We start from the raw sequence: 14,968 nt of genomic DNA on the forward strand, positions 1-14,968 counted from the left end.
CGCGCGCGCTTCACCGGCCGGCCGCCGCCATGATCAACCCGGCGGGGTCGGCGCAGACCAGCTCCAGAGCCCGGGCCACCATCGCCGGGTCGAACGTGGAGGCGTGGAACGTCGCCTCCAGATGCAGCACCCCGCCCATCTCCGACGTGGTCAGCGTGACGCCCTCCGGGCCGTTGAGCGTCGGCACACTCTGATTCACCCGATGCGCCGCCTCGACCGCCCAGGGCAGATCGGCCAGCACGTCGTGCCGGCCCTGGTTGCTGAAGGTCAGCCGGACCACCGGGTCGGCGGGCGCCTCGGCCGGGTACGGCTCCGGGAACCCGGGCGCGCCGGTCACCGCGAGCTTCGACTCGCGCAGCAGCATCATCGTGAGCATCCCGCCGGTGGCCAGCTCACCCTTGAGCGTCCGGTGGACGGCCGGCGGGTCGGTCAGGCTCGCCGGCGCCAGCCACGGCCCGAAGCAGAAGTTGCTACCCACCTCGACCCCGTCCGGCAGGTAGCGGCGGCCGTCGGCGAGGAACGTCGCCCCGGACATGTCCGGCCGGAAGCCCAGCTCGCCCAGCGCCGCGGTGAACGCCGCGAAGGTGATCGCCGAGGTGGTCACGCCGGGCGCGAACTCGTCGCGCCAGACCCGCATCTTGCCCAGCACGTCGGCCGAGCGGGCGGTCTGCACGGTCAGGTTCGCTGTCCAGGCCCGGCTCTCCCCGGCCTCGAAGTGCGGCGTACGCGCCATCCGCAGCGCGTCCCGCCATTTCGACGGCGACTTCCCGAACGTGTGCCACCAGGCCCGCGGCAGCGCGAACACTCGTGGCATCGGTGCGATATCCGCGGCCCGCCCCTCGCCGGCCGCCCGCACGATCTCGCGCAGCAGCGTGTTCACCGGCCCGGCGTCGCCATAGGCGTGCGCCACCTTCATCGCCACATAGCCGCCGCCGGCCAGGATCCGCACCGGGTGGTGCGCCCGCGGCTCGGCCTGCAACTGCCGGGTCAGCGCGTCGAAGTCGGCCGGCCCGTCGCCGAGGTCGGTCACCGCCTCGGTCACGTAGGCCGCGAAGGTCTCCGGGTCGAGGTGCAGCCAGCGGCCGCCCTCCCGGTCCAGCCGGGAGACCGCGCGGTGGGTCGGGTCGGCGGCGTGCAGGCCGATCAGCGCGGCCCGGATCCGCTCGGCGGTCACGCCGGTCAGCGGCCCGACGGTACGGATGTACTCCAGCGGCAGCCAGGCACGCTCGTGCAGGGTGAGACGGGTGGCGGACATGGTTCCTTCCGGCAGCTCGGCGGCCTCGTCCCGCCGGGACGGCAGCACGACCCGCAGCACGGTGGGCGCGACCAGGACGGTTTCCACGGCCATCACGACCGCCACCCAGGCGACCAGCTCGGTGAGGCTGCCGCGGCTGCCGCCGTACCAGGCGGCGATCAGCTCGGCGATGCCCGCGAAGACGGAGAAGATGCCGGCGCCGCGGACCTTGCCCTGCACGCGGGAGATGGCCAGGAAGAAGTGGTGGAACACGAACGGGACGTAGGTGAGGGCCAGGATGGTGAGGGCGGTGCCGGCGGTCGCGGCGTACCCGGATCCGAAGATGCCCATCACCGGCTTGGCGAAGATCGCCACGAAGATCGACACCGGCAGGCCGACGACCAGGCAGATGGCCAGGCCGACGCGCACCTTCGAGCGCAGCGCGGCACGGTCGCCGCCGGCCACCGCGAAGAGAGTCAGCGCCACGTTGCCGGGCACCATGGCCAGGAACGAGGTGACCATGAACGCGGTGTAGAAGGACGCGTTCGCCTCGGCGGAGAGCACCGCGGTGACCACCAGCGGCAGCGCCGCGCGCGGCAGGTAGGTGGCGAGGTTGAGCAGGTTGTGGTCGAAGGTGGCCTGACCACGGCCGCGCAGCACGGCGAGGCGGGGACGGGCCGAGTCGATCATGCCGCGGCGGCGCAGTGCCCGGCCCAGGATGGCCGCCGACAACACCATGCCGGCCACCCAGGTGAGCAGCAGCGTGCTGCCGGTCATCGTGAAGGGAAGCACCACCAGCAGGCCGAGCAGCGCCAGCTTGATGACCGAGAACCAGGCGTTGCGCATCAGCTGCATCGGACCGGCCAGCAGGCCGACCAGCGCCTCGTCCAGCACCAGCGTCATGGCGTTGAGCGCGATGCCGAAGACCAGCAGCACGGTCGCCCACGGCCCGCCGAGCGCGTCCTGCAGTCCGGGGATGGCCAGGTGCGCGAGGGTCACGTAGATCAGGCCGCCGACGGTGGCCGCGCTGCCCGAGACGAGCAGGCAGGTGGAGATCAGCTCCCACTTGTGGCCGACCAGCCGGGACAGGTCGGAGATCAGCATGGTGCCCATGCCGAACATCCCGATGGTGCCGATCAGCGTCATCGCGGAGACCGCGGCGGAGGCCTGACCGACCGCCTCGGCCGGCGCCGTACGCGCCGCCACCCACCAGTACGCGAACCCGAACAGCGAGGTGATCGCCGTGGTCGCCATCAGCGAACCGGCGTTGAGGAAGAGGTCGACGTGACCACGCAGCTTGCCGAGGAGACCGGCTCTCGGCGCACTTGCGGACGGCGTGCTCTGCGGCACGGCCTCGGTTGCGGTCACAGTGTCCCCCATTGATCGACCACCAAACGGTAGTTACCGGTCGTAATGGGGCGGTACGGCGAAGTAGACCAAGATGGACACCCCGTCCGGAGTGGCCGCACCTCGGTCCGGTGATCGCGAGAAACCGTTCGGCCGAGGTTTGTTGAGCCTGTGACCTCACGCGTTTTGCCTGGTCACAGACGCAACGAGGGTTTCGCGAGTGACGTTGATCTCGCTGCCGACCGAGAGCGATCGGCGGATCTACAGCCAGCCCGCCTTCTTGAACCAGCGGTGCACCACCAGGGCCGCGACCACCATCAGGGCGAGCACCCCGAAGTAGCCGTACTTCCACTGCAGTTCGGGCATGTTGCCGAAGTTCATGCCGTAGACGCCGGCGATCGCGGTCTGCACCGCGGCGATCGCCGCCCACGATGCGATCTTGCGCATGTCGTTGTTCTGATCCACCTGCACCTGCGCCAGCCGGGCCTGAAGGATCGAGTTGAGCAGGTCGTCGAAGCCGGCTACCCGATCGACCGCGCGGGCCAGCCGGCCGCGCACGTCCACGAAGTAGGGCTTGAGGTCCGCCGGCAGTTCCGCCGAGTCGAGCACCCGGTGCAGCGGCTCCTGCAGCGGCATGACCGCCCGCTTGAACTCCACCATCTCGCGCTTGAGCTGGTACATCTGCGCGATGCCGGGGGAGCGGTGGGTGTTGAAGGCGGACTCCTCGAGGCGTTCCAGGTCGTCCTCGACGTGCCCGGCGACGTCGAGGTAGTTGTCCACCATCGCGGTCAGCACCGCGTAGGCCACCGCCCACGGCCCGAGCGCCAGCAGCGCCGGGCGCTGCTCCAGCCCGGCCCGCACCGACCGGAGGGCGCCCGGCGCGCCGTGCCGGACGGTGATCACGAACCGCTCGCCGAGCAGCACGGTCACGTCGCCGGTGTCCACCACCTCGGAGGTCTCGGTCAGCTCCTCGTGCTCGACATAGCTCGCGGTGCGCAGCACGATCCGGGTGACGCCGCCGATCGACTCCAGCACCGGCCGGTGCCCGCCGCTCAGCGCCTGGTCGGCGGTCAGCTCGTGCAGCCCGAACGCCTTGGCGATCTGGGCCATCGTGGCGGCGTCCGGCTCGTGCAGGCCGAGCCAGACGAACGCCTCGGCGCGGCGGCGCACCTCGCGGGCGGCCTGGCCGAAGTGCACCGCGCCGGGCCGGCGGGCGCCGCGGGCATAGACCGCGCAGTCGACCACGCTGTCCGGGTTGCTGCGCCGGCCCTCCTGACGGGCCTGCGGCACCGGTCCGACCAGGGTCTCGATCAGCCGCTCGAACGGCTTGGTCACGCGCTGCACGGCGCGTCCCCGCCGCAACCAACGGAACATCCGCCCACCCCTTCGCACCGACAGCGGCTTGAAGGTAGCGGGCGGATGCTCTTGGAGTCGGTACCCCTCAGGCGTCTTTCTGCATGGCGCGCACGCCGACCGCGAGGCCGAGCGCGGCGACGAAGGCCGCGGCCACGATGCCGGTCACCGTGGTGGTGGCCCAGATGTCGCCGTTGAAGAGCGCGCGCTCGGCGTTCACCACGTACGTCAGGGGGTTGAATTTCGCCATGGTCTGCAGCCAGCCCGGGCCGTTGTCGATCGGCAGCAGCATGCCGGCCAGCAGCAGCAACGGGAAGAGCAGCGTCTGCTGGACGGTCCAGAACAGCCACTCCTGGTGCTTCGAGGCGAGCGCGAGGCTGTAGGACAGCGCGCCCAGCCCGACGCAGAAGCCGGCCAGGATCAGCAGCCCGATCAGCGCGCCGGCCAGGTTGAGCGTGAAGCCGAACGGCAGGCACACCAGCACGATCAGGGCGGCCTGGGCGAACATCGGCACGATCTCCTTGAGCGCCCGGCCGATCAGCAGCGCGGGCCGGCGCAGTGGCGTGACCAGCATCCGCTCGTGCGAGCCGGTCTGCGTCTCGAAGAGCAGGTTGGAGCCGGTCATCGAGCTGGCGAACAGGCAGGACATGACCACGATGCCGGGCACGAACCACTGCAGCGCCGAACCGCCCGGCAGATCCGGCAGCAGCGGCGCGAAGAGAGCCAGGAACACGAGCGGCTGCACCATGCTGATGATGATCGTGAACGGCTGTCGCAGGGTGGGCCGCAGCTCACGGCTGAAGACGGTCTGAATATCGGTTGCAAGGTTTGTCATGGCTCAGGCCTCCACCTTCTTGTTGGTGTCCAGCGCGCCGCCCTCGCGCAGGCTGCGGCCGGTGAGTTGCAGGAAGACGTCGTCCAGCGTCGGGCGGGTGACCTCGATCGAGGTCGGCTGCAGATCCACGGCGCGCAGGTCGTCGAGCAGGCTGGGCAGTAGCTCGGGCGCGCCGTCGACGCTGATCAGGAGCGTGCTGCCGGTGCGCTCCAGCCGGTGCGTGACCCGGCCCGCGGCGGTCGCCGCCTCGGACTCGTGCGCGAAGCCCAGCGTGATCCGGTCGCCGACGTGCTTGGCCTTGAGCCGGGCGGGGGAGTCGTCGGCGATGATCCGGCCGTGGTCCACCACGATCACCCGCTCGGCCATCGAGTCGGCCTCGTCCAGGTAGTGCGTGGTCAGCACGATGGTGGTCTCGTGCCGGGCCCGCAGCGCCACGATGTGCTCCTGCAGGTTTGCCCGGTTCTGCGGGTCGAGACCGGTCGACGGCTCGTCCAGGAAGAGCAGGTCGGGCGAGTGGATCAGGCCCATCGCGATGTCCAGGCGGCGGCGCTGGCCGCCGGAGAGGGTCGACACCGTGCGGTCGGCGACCTCGCCCAGCCCGAGCGAGTCGATCAGCTCGGTCGAGCGCCGGCGTGCCTCGGAGATCCGCAGGCCGTAGGCCCGGCCCTGGCTGATCAGCTCGTCCCGGCCGCGCTGGCTGTGCCCCGCGCCGTTGCCCTGGCCGATGTATCCGATCCGCTGCCGCACGTCGCGCTGCTGCTTGACCACGTCGAACCCGGCGACCTTCGCGGTGCCGGAGGTCGGCGCGATCAGCGTGGTGAGCATCCGCAGCGTGGTCGACTTGCCGGCGCCGTTCGGCCCGAGCAGCGCCACCAGCTCGCCCGGCTCGACGGTCAGGTCGATGCCCTGCACCGCCTTGACGTCCTTGAAATGCCTGGTCAACCCCTGTGTCTCAATCATGAACACAACGCTATTGTCGATTACGGCCACTTCCTGTCCGCAATCGAGGAGAACCTGGATTCATGGCGAACACGAGTGGGCGGATGCTGCGGTTGCTGTCGCTGCTGCAGACGCATCGTTACTGGCCGGGCGGCGAGCTCGCGGACCGGCTCGAGGTCAGCCCGCGCACGCTGCGCCGCGATGTGGACCGGCTGCGCGAGCTGGGTTATCCGGTGGACGCCGCCCGCGGCGTCGCCGGTGGCTATCAGCTGCAGGCCGGCGCCGCCGTGCCGCCGCTGCTGCTCGACGACGAGGAGGCGGTGGCGATCGCGGTCGGCCTGCGCTCGGCCGCGGCCGGTGCGGTGGCCGGTTTCGAGGAGACCTCGGTGCGCGCGCTGGCCAAGGTGATCCAGCTGCTGCCGCCGCGGCTGCGCAAGCGCATCGACGCGTTGCAGGCGGTGACCAGCCCCGGCGTCTTCGGCGGCGGGCCCCAGCTCGACGCCGGCGTGCTCACCACGATCGCGATGGCCACCCGCGGCGAGGAGCGGCTGCGTTTCGGCTACACCGCCCGGGAGGGCGAGGCGTCCACCCGTTACGTCGAGCCGCATCGGCTGGTCTCGCTCGGCCGCCGGTGGTATCTGGTCGCCTGGGACCTGGACCGCGGCGACTGGCGCAGCTTTCGCGTCGACCGGCTGACCGAGCCGGCGCTGACCGGTGCGCGTTTCCGCCCCCGGGAGATCCCTGGTGGCGACCCGGTCACCTGGCTGCGCTCGCGGATGGCGGCGATCCCCAACCGGCACGACGTCGCGGTGCGCCTGTGCGCGCCGGCCGAGCGGGTGCGCGGCTTCGTCGGGCAGTGGGCGACCGTGGACGAGGACGGCCCGGACGCCTGCCGCCTGCGGATGAGCGTGGACGATCTCTCCTGGCCGGTGATGATCCTCGGCGCGCTCGCCGTGCCCTTCACCGTCGAGTCACCCCCCGAACTGGTCGACGCCGCCCGCACGGCCGGCGAGACCCTGCTGAGGTCGGTCTGATGTGGATGGGCGCCCCCGTGGCGCCCATCCACGCCCGAAATTTAGCGGCGGGGTATGACATTTTCCTTGGATTACCGTGTCCACCATGACGGTGCTGCGGGTTCGTGGATTCGGGCTTCCCGAGGGCGAGCCGATCGACCTCTATGCGGACGGCGATCGATGGACCACCGACCCGGTGCCGGGCGCCGAACTGGTCGCCGAGGGCTGGGTGCTGCCCGGCCTGGTGGACGCACACACCCATCCGGGCGCGGCCGAGCTCGGCGACCCGCTCGATCCCGGGGTGTTGCGTGCCGACCTGCACCGGCATGTCGAGAGTGGAGTGACGCTGATCCGCTCGCCCGGGCTGGCCGGCGATCCGCCGGACTGGTTCGGCCGGGACCCGGACGTCCCACGGGCCGTGCACGCCGGCCGCTGGATCGCGCAGCACGGCCAGTTCTTCGACGGCTGGGGCCGCCGCGCGACGCATGAGGAGTTGCCCGAGGTGGCCGCCGCGCAGGCGGCCCGCACCGGCTGGGCGAAGATCATCGCTGACTGGCTGCCCGGCACCGACCCGCTGCCGCCCGCGGTGCTGCGCGCGATCGCCGACCGGGTCCATGCCGTCGGCGGCCGCCTGGCCGTGCATTCCCAGAATCAGGCCGGCGGTACGGCCGCGGTGCACGCCGGCGTCGACTCGCTGGAGCACGGGATGGGCCTGGACCCGGCGCTGCTCGACCGGATGGCCGCGCAGGGCACCGCGCTGACCCCGACGCTGTCCGTGCTGGAGGGTGGCCTGCCGGTCGTCCGGGCGCGGCCGGACAGCCCGCGCAAGCGCTGGTTCCTGGAGGGCGTGACGGCGCACCCGGCGCTGGTGGCGGCGGCCGCGGAGGCCGGCGTGACGCTGCTCGCCGGCACCGACACCCGGCCGCACGGCGGGATCGCCGCCGAGGTGCGCGCGCTGGTCGCCGCCGGGGTGCCGGCGCAGCTCGCGGTGGGCGCCGCGTCCTGGGTGGCCCGGTCCTATCTGGGCTTGGCCGGGCTGGTCGACGGCGCCCCGGCCGACGCGGTGGTCTACGCCGCCGACCCCCGCACCGACCTCGCACAGCTCGACCGCCCGCTCGCGGTCGTGCTCCGCGGCCGGTTGACATGCAGTCAGAAGACTGCATAACCTTCAGTAGTGGACGAGGTCTTCAAGGCGCTGGCCGACCCGACCCGGCGGTTCCTGCTCGACCTGCTGCGCGAGCAGAGCGGGCAGACGCTGGGCGAGTTGTGCGAGCGGCTCGACATGACCCGGCAATCGGCCACGCAGCACCTGGCATTGCTGCAGGCGGCAAACCTGATCAGCACCGTCCGCCGAGGCCGGGAAAAGCTGCACTACCTCAACCCCGTCCCCCTGCACGAGATGCAGGAGCGGTGGATCGACAAATTCGAGCGGCCCCGGCTGCGGGCCATCAGCGAAGTCAAACGACGAGCGGAGTTGACTGTGAGTGACCGTCCGACGTATGTCTACACGACCTACATCGAGAGCACCCCGGAAAAGGTCTGGGAGGCGCTGACCGACGCCGACCTGACCGCCGGCTATTGGGGGCACCGCAACGAATCGGACTGGCAGGTCGGATCGCCGTGGCGGCACGTGCGCAACGACGGCTCCGGCATCAGCGACGTCGACGGCGAGGTGCTGGAGAGCGACCCGCCGCGGCGGCTGGTCACCACCTGGCCGCCGTCCAAGGTGACCTTCGAGATCGAGAGCTACCAGGACCTGGTCAAGCTCACCGTGACGCACGAGGACCTGGAGAGCGCGAAGGACTACGACGACGTCTCGCAGGGCTGGCCGGCCGTGCTGGCCAACCTCAAGACGCTGCTGGAGACCGGCCGCCCGATGCCACAGGAGCCGTGGGCCTTCCACAGCTAATCGCCCCCGGCAGGTGTTGCGTATAGGTATGCAGAGACCCTCTGCCTACCTGTGCGCAACACCCGAAGTGTCGTAGGCGCAGGGCAGGATTGGGTCCATGACCACAATCGGAGCCACCTTCCGGCCGCAGAACCCGCCCGAGACCCTTCGTGAGAGTGTGCAGCTCGCCGATCGCCTCGGCATCGAGGAGATGTGGCTGTGGGAGGACTGCTTTCTCAACGGCGGCATCTCCGCCACCGCCGCCGCGCTCGCCTGGAGTGAGCGGGTCCGGGTCGGGGTCGGGCTGACCCCGGTGCCGTTCCGCAACGTGGCGGTCGAGGCGATGGAGATCGCGACGCTCGACCGCATGTTCGGCGACCGGGCGATCGTCGCGGTCGGGCACGGCGTGCAGGAGTGGATGGGCCAGGTCGGCGCCCGCGCGGCGTCGCCGCTGACCCTGCTGCGCGAGTGGGTCACCGCGCTGCGCGCACTGCTGGCCGGCGAGGAGGTGACGACCAAGGGTCGTTATGTGTCGCTCGACCGGGTCAAGCTCGACTGGCCGCCCGCGACGCCGCCGCCGATCGTGGTCGGCGCGAGCGGGCCAAAGACGCTGCAGCTGGCCGGCGAGATCGCCGACGCCACGATCCTGACCGCCTCCACCACGCTCGACGGCATTCGCGAGGCCCGCAAGCTGATCGGCGACCCCGGGCACAAGGTGATCCTGTTCGCACAGACCGCCATCGGGCCGACCGCCCGGCAGCGGGTGGAGGAGCCGGCCGCGCTCACCGGCGACGCCGAGGCGATCGCGGACGGGATCCGTGCCTTCGCCGAAGCGGGCGCCGACTCGGTGATCCTCGAGCCCACCGCCGACGAGCCCGACCTGCCGGGGTTCCTGCGGTTCGTGGCGGAGGAGGTCCGGCCGCTGATTGACTGATAAGCGTATGTTGTCCGGCATGCCGATTTCGCCATACATCAAGGATCTGCGTGCTGACCTGGGGCATCGTCTCCTGTTACTGCCCGGGGTGACCGCTGTGGTCTTCGACGATGGCGGGCGCGTCCTGCTCGGCGAGCGGGCCGACAACGGGCAGTGGGCGCTGATCGCCGGGGTGATGGATCCGGGCGAGCAGCCGGCCGAGGCGATCGTGCGCGAGGTGTTCGAGGAGACCGCCGTGCACGTCGTGCCCGAGCGGGTCACCAGCGTGCTCACCCAGCCGCCGGTGACCTATCCGAACGGCGATCAGGCGGAGTATGTCGACATCACGTTCCGGTGCCGGGCGGTCGGCGGCGAGGCCCGGGTCAACGACGACGAGTCACTGGCCGTCGGCTGGTTCTCCCTCGACGACCTGCCACCCCTCAACGAACTCAACCGTCACCGCATCGAATGCGCCCTGGCCCCCGGCACGTGGTTCGCTGAGCTAAATGGTCGTGCTGAGCTTGATGGTCGTCGCTCCGCTCCTCCGGCATTTCGCCCCAACGGCGGCCGATGAGTTGGGGTGGAAAAAGGACGAGGCAGAGCCGATGTTCTTTTTCCGCCCCAACTCATCGACGGGCGAAATGCGACTTGCCTTGCGCTTCGACCATGCCTCGGCTCGGGCCGTTATCAGGTTTGACCTGTGCGCGGCTTTGACCTGTGGGTGGCTCTGGCCTGTGGGTGGCTTTGGGCTGTGGGCGGCTCGCTCTGGGCTCAATTGAGTGGCCGGGAGCGGATGTGGTCGTCGTGCCAGTCGTTGCCGACCAGGAAGCGCTTGGTGCCCTGGATGGTGAAGCCGTTTCTTTCGTAGAAGCGGGCGGCTCGCTCGTTGAGCTGGTTCACGCCCAGCCAGCACGTCTCGGCGCCGGTGGCCGCGGCGGCTTCGAGGACCGCGGCCATCATTGCCCCGCCGACCCCGGCGCGGTGCCGGTCCAGATCGACGTAGAACTTGCTCAGCTCGACGCTGGTCTCCGGGTCGACCACCTTGAGCACGTCCGGGTCGGTGATCGGCAGGTCGTTCACCATCGCGTAGCCGGCCGGCTCGCCGTCCACCTCGGCGAGCAGCAGAATCCGCCGCTCGTCGGCCAGATATTCGGCGAACCGCTCGGCGGTCAGATGCGCGGCCACGAACGCGTCGACGTCGGCCTGCGTGGTGCCCGGGGGACAGGCCAGGGCAAAGGTGCGCGCCGCGACCCGGTGCAGGTCGGCGGCGTCCTCCGGAGTGGCCCGGCGGATGGAGATCGCCATGCCGCCACCTTAAGGGTCTGTCTCGTGGATCAACCACGCCTCGCACATGGCTGATCCACGCCGCGACGCAGCTCACCGGACCGGGACCCCCACCAATTGGAAACAGGACTTAGAGTTTGGCCCGTGCGAGAACTCGACGATGTCATCCCCGCCCCCGCCGAGGTGCGCCCCGACCGGGCCGCGGACTTCACGATCACCTCGGGCACCCGGATCACCGCGGCCCCCGGCGCGGAGCCGGTCACGGCGCATTTCGCGCGGCTGCTGACCGGCCTGCCGGCCGGTCCAGCCGGCGGTGCCGTGGAACTGCTGCTCGACGGTGACCTCGACGGCGGTGAGGAGGCCTACCGGCTGGACATCGCCCGGGAGGGCGTGACCGTGCGGGCCAACGCGCCGGCCGGCCTGTTCGCCGCCGCGCAGACGATCCGCCAGCTGCTGCCGCTCGACCCCGACGGGCCCGCGACGCTGCCCGGCGGCACCATCGTGGACCGGCCGCGGTTCGCCTATCGCGGGGCGATGCTCGACGTGGCCCGGCACTTCTTCACGGTCGACGAGGTCAAGTCCTATGTCGATGCCATCGCCGCCTACAAGATCAACCACCTGCACCTGCACCTGACCGACGACCAGGGCTGGCGGCTCGAGATTCCGGGCTGGCCGCGGCTCACCGAGGTCAGCGGCGCGGCGGGCACCGGGGTGGACGGCGTCGGCCCCGGCTTCTACACCCGCGACCACTTCGCCGAGCTCTGCGAATACGCGGCGGCGCGGTTCGTGACGATCGTGCCGGAGATCGACATGCCGGGGCACGTGAACGCGGCGCAGTTCGCGTACCCGTCTTTGACCGCCGACGGCCGGCCGGTCGCGCAGCGCACCGACACCGCGGTGGGCTACAGCTCGCTGGTGGCCGGCTCGGAGTCGACCTATGCGTTCGTCGAGGACGTGATCCGCGAGGTCGCCGCGATGACCCCGGGCCCGTGGCTGCACATCGGCGGCGACGAGGCCCAGGCCACCAGCGCCGAGGACTACCGCACCTTCATGACCCGGGTGCTGCCGCTGGTCGGCAAATATGGCAAGCGGGCGATCGGCTGGCACGAGATGGCCGGTGTCGAGCTGCCCGAGACGGCGGTGCCGCAGTTCTGGCGCACCGAGCCGGCCGACGACGGCACCGCCCGCGCGGTCGAGGCCGGCAGCCAGGTGATCATCTCGCCGGCCGACCGCACCTACCTGGACATGAAGTACGACCCGGCGTTCCCGCTCGGCCTCGACTGGGCCGGCTGCATCGAGGTGGACCGCGCCTACGACTGGGATCCCGCCGACCGGCTGCCCGGCGTGCCCGAGCACAGCATCCTGGGCGTCGAGGCGCCGCTCTGGTCGGAGACCCTGCGCAGCATCGCCGACGTGCAGACGATGACCTTCCCCCGGCTGCCGGCGATCGCGGAGATCGGCTGGTCGCCCCGGGCCGGCCGCGACTGGGTCTCGTTCCGCCGCCGCGTCGCAGCTCACGCGCCACGGTGGCAGTCCGAGGGCGTCGCCTTCCACCGGTCCCCGGTGATCGACTGGCCGTGATCGCCCGGAGACGCGGGTTCGGCGGCGCTCGAAATCTTCCTTAAATCTCGGCGCCGATCCGCGTCCCGTTTCCGCACTTCACGTTCCTGACGCGGAAAGTGAAGCGGCGCGTGGCTACGGTCGGTGGCGAAAACCCGACCTACGCTGTGCGCGGTGGGCCGACCGGAGGGAGCGCGGACGTTGGGCGGTGGCAGAGCGTGGCTGTCGGCCTTCATGCTGGCCGGGTTCCTCGTGGTCGCGGGGGCCCAGCTGGCCCTGGTCGCCGTGGCGGTCCTGCTGGTGCTCGCGGTGCTGCCCGAGGGCGCGGCGCTGCGGCTCGGCGTCCCGCTGGTCACCGCGACCGTCGGCGTGATGGCATATGCGACGTGGCGGGCGCTGCGAACCAAGCGGGTCGAGCCGGCCGGCGTGCCGGTCACCCGGTCGGACGCGTCCGCGCTGTGGCAGCTGATCGACGCCGCGGCGACCGCCGGTGGGGTACGCACGCCGGACCGGTTGATCGTGGTCGCCGAGGCCACGGTCGCGTTCAGCGAACGTACCCATCTGATTGGTCTTGTCGGCGGGCGGCGTGATCTTTATCTGGGGCTGCCGTTGTTGCAGGCCTGGGACAACGAGGTGCTCGGCGCGGCGGTCGCACACGAGCTCGCGCACGGGTCGCCGAGGCTGAGCCGGTGGGCGCCGTACGCCTATCGGGGCCGGCGTGCCGTCGCCCGGATCCTGCCGCGCATCTCGAAGCGCAACCTGGCCGGACCGCTGCTGCGGGCCTATGCCGCGCTCTACCGTCGCGTCGACCAGCCGGTGAGCCGCGCCCAGGAGCTGACCGCCGACCGCATCGCCGCGGAGTTCGCCGGGTCCCCGGCCGCGGTCGCCTGGCTGCGCGACGCCCCGGCGATGGAGAGTCTGCAGCGGGTCTTCTACACGGAGTACGTGGGACCGGGCTGGCGTGCCGGCCACGCGCCGGACGACGTCTTCGGCGGCTTCCTGCGGATGCTGGCCGCCCGCGCCGACGAGCTCACCGTGCTGCGCCGCCGCGAGCCGGCCACCCCGGACGAGTGGGACACCCACCCGGCCCGGCCCGAGCGGCTGGCCGCCCTGACCACGCCCCTCACCTCCGGCGCTGCCGACATCCCGGTCTCACCCGCCGTCGCACCCCGCCAGGCCGGCCGCCCGATCGGCGCCACCGGATCCAGCTCTGCTTCCTCTGGGGAAGCGCCGGTGGGCGCGGCCCTGGTCGGCGACGCCCCCGCGGACGGGCCAGCCGCCACGACCCTGGTCGGCGACGCCTCCCGGGAAGCGCCGGTGGGCACGGCCTTGATCGGCGACACCTCCGGGGAAGCGCCGGTGGGTACGACCCTGGTCGGCGACGCCTCCGGGGAAGCGCCGGTGGGTACGACCCTGGTCGGCGACACCTCCGGGGAGGCGCTGGCGGGCACCGCCTCGATCGGCGACGCCTCCGGGAAAGACGCCTCCGGGAAAGCGGTCGCCGGCTCGCCCGCCGCGCCGGCCCACGGCGCGGGCGGATTCCCGCGGCCGGGTGGCATCACCGGCCTGACCGGCGCCGGACCCTCCACCTCGGTCAAGCGCCCGACCGTGCTCGGCCCCGGCGTGGAGCTCGTGCCCGACCTGCCCGGACTCGGCCGCGCGTTGCAAGCCGTCGCCTTCCCGCCGCGCGGCCGCACGATAGTCGGCTGGGACGAGTTCTTCGGCGTCGCACGCGCCGCCGAGATGAACCGTGAGGCCGACGCCGCGCTCGGCACCCTGACCCGCGCCGCCGGCAGCCCGGTCGGCAGCGCCGGCGACCTGCTCGACCTGGCCGCGGACGGCCGGCTGCGCAAGGTGGCCGGCACGGTCTTCCCGGAGATGCCGCCGGACGAGACCGAGAGCCGGGTCGCCGAGCTGGTCACGCTGCTGCTGGCGCTGGCCGCCCTGCGCAGCGGCGCGGCCCGCTGGCGGCACAGCTGGACCGGCACCGCCGAGCTGGTCTCGCCGGACGGCAGCCACCTCGACCTCGGTGCGGTGGCCGCGCTGGTCGCCGACCCGTCCACCGTCGGCGCGGCCCGCGAGCGGCTGACCGAGCTGGGCATCGACCCGGCGGCCGGGGGCGGCGACCGCGGCTCGGCGGCCCGCGCCGAGGTGGTCGGTGGCCTGGTCAACCTGGTCGTCGACGGCTCCCGCACCGACCTGCTGATCGTGGACACCGGCCTGCTGCTGGTGCCCGGCCTGCCCCGCTCGCAGAACGGCTCCGCCAAGCGTCGGCTGGCCCGGGTCGCCGCCACCACGGACGCGACCCCGGGCACCCGATTCGTGCCCTATGCCGAAGTGTCCGGCGCGACGCAGACCCGCCGTACCCCGAAAGCCTGGGATCTTCGACTGCGCGACGGCGAGACCTTGAGTGTGCGGGCCGCGCTCGACTCGGACGAGCTTCCCGGCGGCTGGGCGGCCCTGGACAACGCCGTCGCCTTCCTCGCGCGAACGCGCTGAGCCGGACCCGCTGAGCCGGACCCGCTGAGCCGGACCCGCTGAGCCGGACCCGCTGAGCCGGACCCGCTGAGCCGGACCCGCTGAGCCGGACCCGCTGAGCCGG

The 14,968-nt window shown here is 71.8% G+C and carries 12 protein-coding genes; 7 read left to right on the plus strand and 5 right to left on the minus strand.

The features are described from left to right. Window positions 1-10: 10 nt before the first annotated feature. From ACZ6TI_RS28620 to ACZ6TI_RS28635, 4 genes are all read right to left on the minus strand, one after another. Window positions 11-2,602, minus strand: coding sequence for a hypothetical protein (locus ACZ6TI_RS28620; RefSeq protein WP_465348257.1), 2,592 nt, complete (start codon window positions 2,600-2,602; stop codon window positions 11-13). Between the two features lie 240 nt (window positions 2,603-2,842). Further along, window positions 2,843-3,955 carry a magnesium and cobalt transport protein CorA gene (locus ACZ6TI_RS28625; RefSeq protein ID WP_465348258.1) on the minus strand — a complete coding sequence of 371 codons (1,113 nt, stop codon included), beginning with the start codon at window positions 3,953-3,955 and terminating at the stop codon, window positions 2,843-2,845. Between the two features lie 67 nt (window positions 3,956-4,022). Then, complete coding sequence (locus ACZ6TI_RS28630) at window positions 4,023-4,769, minus strand: ABC transporter permease (protein WP_465348259.1); 747 nt, start codon at window positions 4,767-4,769, stop codon at window positions 4,023-4,025. 3 nt (window positions 4,770-4,772) lie between these two features. Continuing rightward, window positions 4,773-5,729, minus strand: coding sequence for an ABC transporter ATP-binding protein (locus tag ACZ6TI_RS28635; RefSeq protein WP_465348260.1), 957 nt, complete (start codon window positions 5,727-5,729; stop codon window positions 4,773-4,775). Between the two features lie 62 nt (window positions 5,730-5,791). Between ACZ6TI_RS28635 and ACZ6TI_RS28640 the strand changes: the two genes are divergently transcribed. The 5 genes from ACZ6TI_RS28640 to ACZ6TI_RS28660 all read left to right on the plus strand — a co-directional run bounded on the left by ACZ6TI_RS28640 (window position 5,792) and on the right by ACZ6TI_RS28660 (window position 10,096). Continuing rightward, entirely contained in the window at window positions 5,792-6,742 is a 951-nt protein-coding gene (locus ACZ6TI_RS28640) for a helix-turn-helix transcriptional regulator (RefSeq protein WP_465348261.1), read from the plus strand. Window positions 6,743-6,827: 85 nt separating this feature from the next. Continuing rightward, window positions 6,828-7,886: an amidohydrolase family protein gene (locus tag ACZ6TI_RS28645; RefSeq protein WP_465348262.1), complete on the plus strand. Its 1,059-nt coding sequence runs from the start codon at window positions 6,828-6,830 to the stop codon at window positions 7,884-7,886. 9 nt (window positions 7,887-7,895) lie between these two features. After that, window positions 7,896-8,630 (plus strand): ArsR/SmtB family transcription factor, encoded by a 735-nt coding sequence (locus ACZ6TI_RS28650; RefSeq protein ID WP_465348263.1) that lies wholly within the window; start codon window positions 7,896-7,898, stop codon window positions 8,628-8,630. A 97-nt stretch (window positions 8,631-8,727) separates the two neighbouring features. Further along, window positions 8,728-9,543: an LLM class flavin-dependent oxidoreductase gene (locus ACZ6TI_RS28655; protein WP_465348264.1), complete on the plus strand. Its 816-nt coding sequence runs from the start codon at window positions 8,728-8,730 to the stop codon at window positions 9,541-9,543. 19 nt (window positions 9,544-9,562) lie between these two features. Then, complete coding sequence (locus ACZ6TI_RS28660; RefSeq protein WP_465348265.1) at window positions 9,563-10,096, plus strand: NUDIX hydrolase; 534 nt, start codon at window positions 9,563-9,565, stop codon at window positions 10,094-10,096. A 197-nt stretch (window positions 10,097-10,293) separates the two neighbouring features. Here the strand turns inward: ACZ6TI_RS28660 and ACZ6TI_RS28665 are convergent, their stop codons facing one another. Beyond that, a complete protein-coding gene (locus tag ACZ6TI_RS28665; protein ID WP_465348266.1) occupies window positions 10,294-10,827 on the minus strand; it encodes a GNAT family N-acetyltransferase in 534 nt (177 codons plus the stop codon). A 123-nt stretch (window positions 10,828-10,950) separates the two neighbouring features. Between ACZ6TI_RS28665 and ACZ6TI_RS28670 the strand changes: the two genes are divergently transcribed. Then, a complete protein-coding gene (locus ACZ6TI_RS28670; RefSeq protein WP_465348267.1) occupies window positions 10,951-12,387 on the plus strand; it encodes a beta-N-acetylhexosaminidase in 1,437 nt (478 codons plus the stop codon). 153 nt (window positions 12,388-12,540) lie between these two features. After that, the gene (locus ACZ6TI_RS28675; RefSeq protein WP_465348268.1) at window positions 12,541-14,865 is read left to right on the plus strand and encodes a M48 family metallopeptidase; all 2,325 of its coding nucleotides are present in this window, start codon (window positions 12,541-12,543) and stop codon (window positions 14,863-14,865) included. Window positions 14,866-14,968: the final 103 nt, after the last annotated feature.

The organism is Actinoplanes sp. NPDC051388 (assembly GCF_055586225.1).

Coding starts and splice junctions, on each gene's coding strand:
- ACZ6TI_RS28630 (WP_465348259.1), bottom strand. CDS start 4,769: ATGACAAACCTTGCAACCGATATTCAGACCGTCTTCAGCCGTGAGCTG.
- ACZ6TI_RS28645 (WP_465348262.1), top strand. CDS start 6,828: ATGACGGTGCTGCGGGTTCGTGGATTCGGGCTTCCCGAGGGCGAGCCG.
- ACZ6TI_RS28625 (WP_465348258.1), bottom strand. CDS start 3,955: ATGTTCCGTTGGTTGCGGCGGGGACGCGCCGTGCAGCGCGTGACCAAG.
- ACZ6TI_RS28635 (WP_465348260.1), bottom strand. CDS start 5,729: ATGATTGAGACACAGGGGTTGACCAGGCATTTCAAGGACGTCAAGGCG.
- ACZ6TI_RS28640 (WP_465348261.1), top strand. CDS start 5,792: ATGGCGAACACGAGTGGGCGGATGCTGCGGTTGCTGTCGCTGCTGCAG.
- ACZ6TI_RS28665 (WP_465348266.1), bottom strand. CDS start 10,827: ATGGCGATCTCCATCCGCCGGGCCACTCCGGAGGACGCCGCCGACCTG.
- ACZ6TI_RS28655 (WP_465348264.1), top strand. CDS start 8,728: ATGACCACAATCGGAGCCACCTTCCGGCCGCAGAACCCGCCCGAGACC.
- ACZ6TI_RS28660 (WP_465348265.1), top strand. CDS start 9,563: ATGCCGATTTCGCCATACATCAAGGATCTGCGTGCTGACCTGGGGCAT.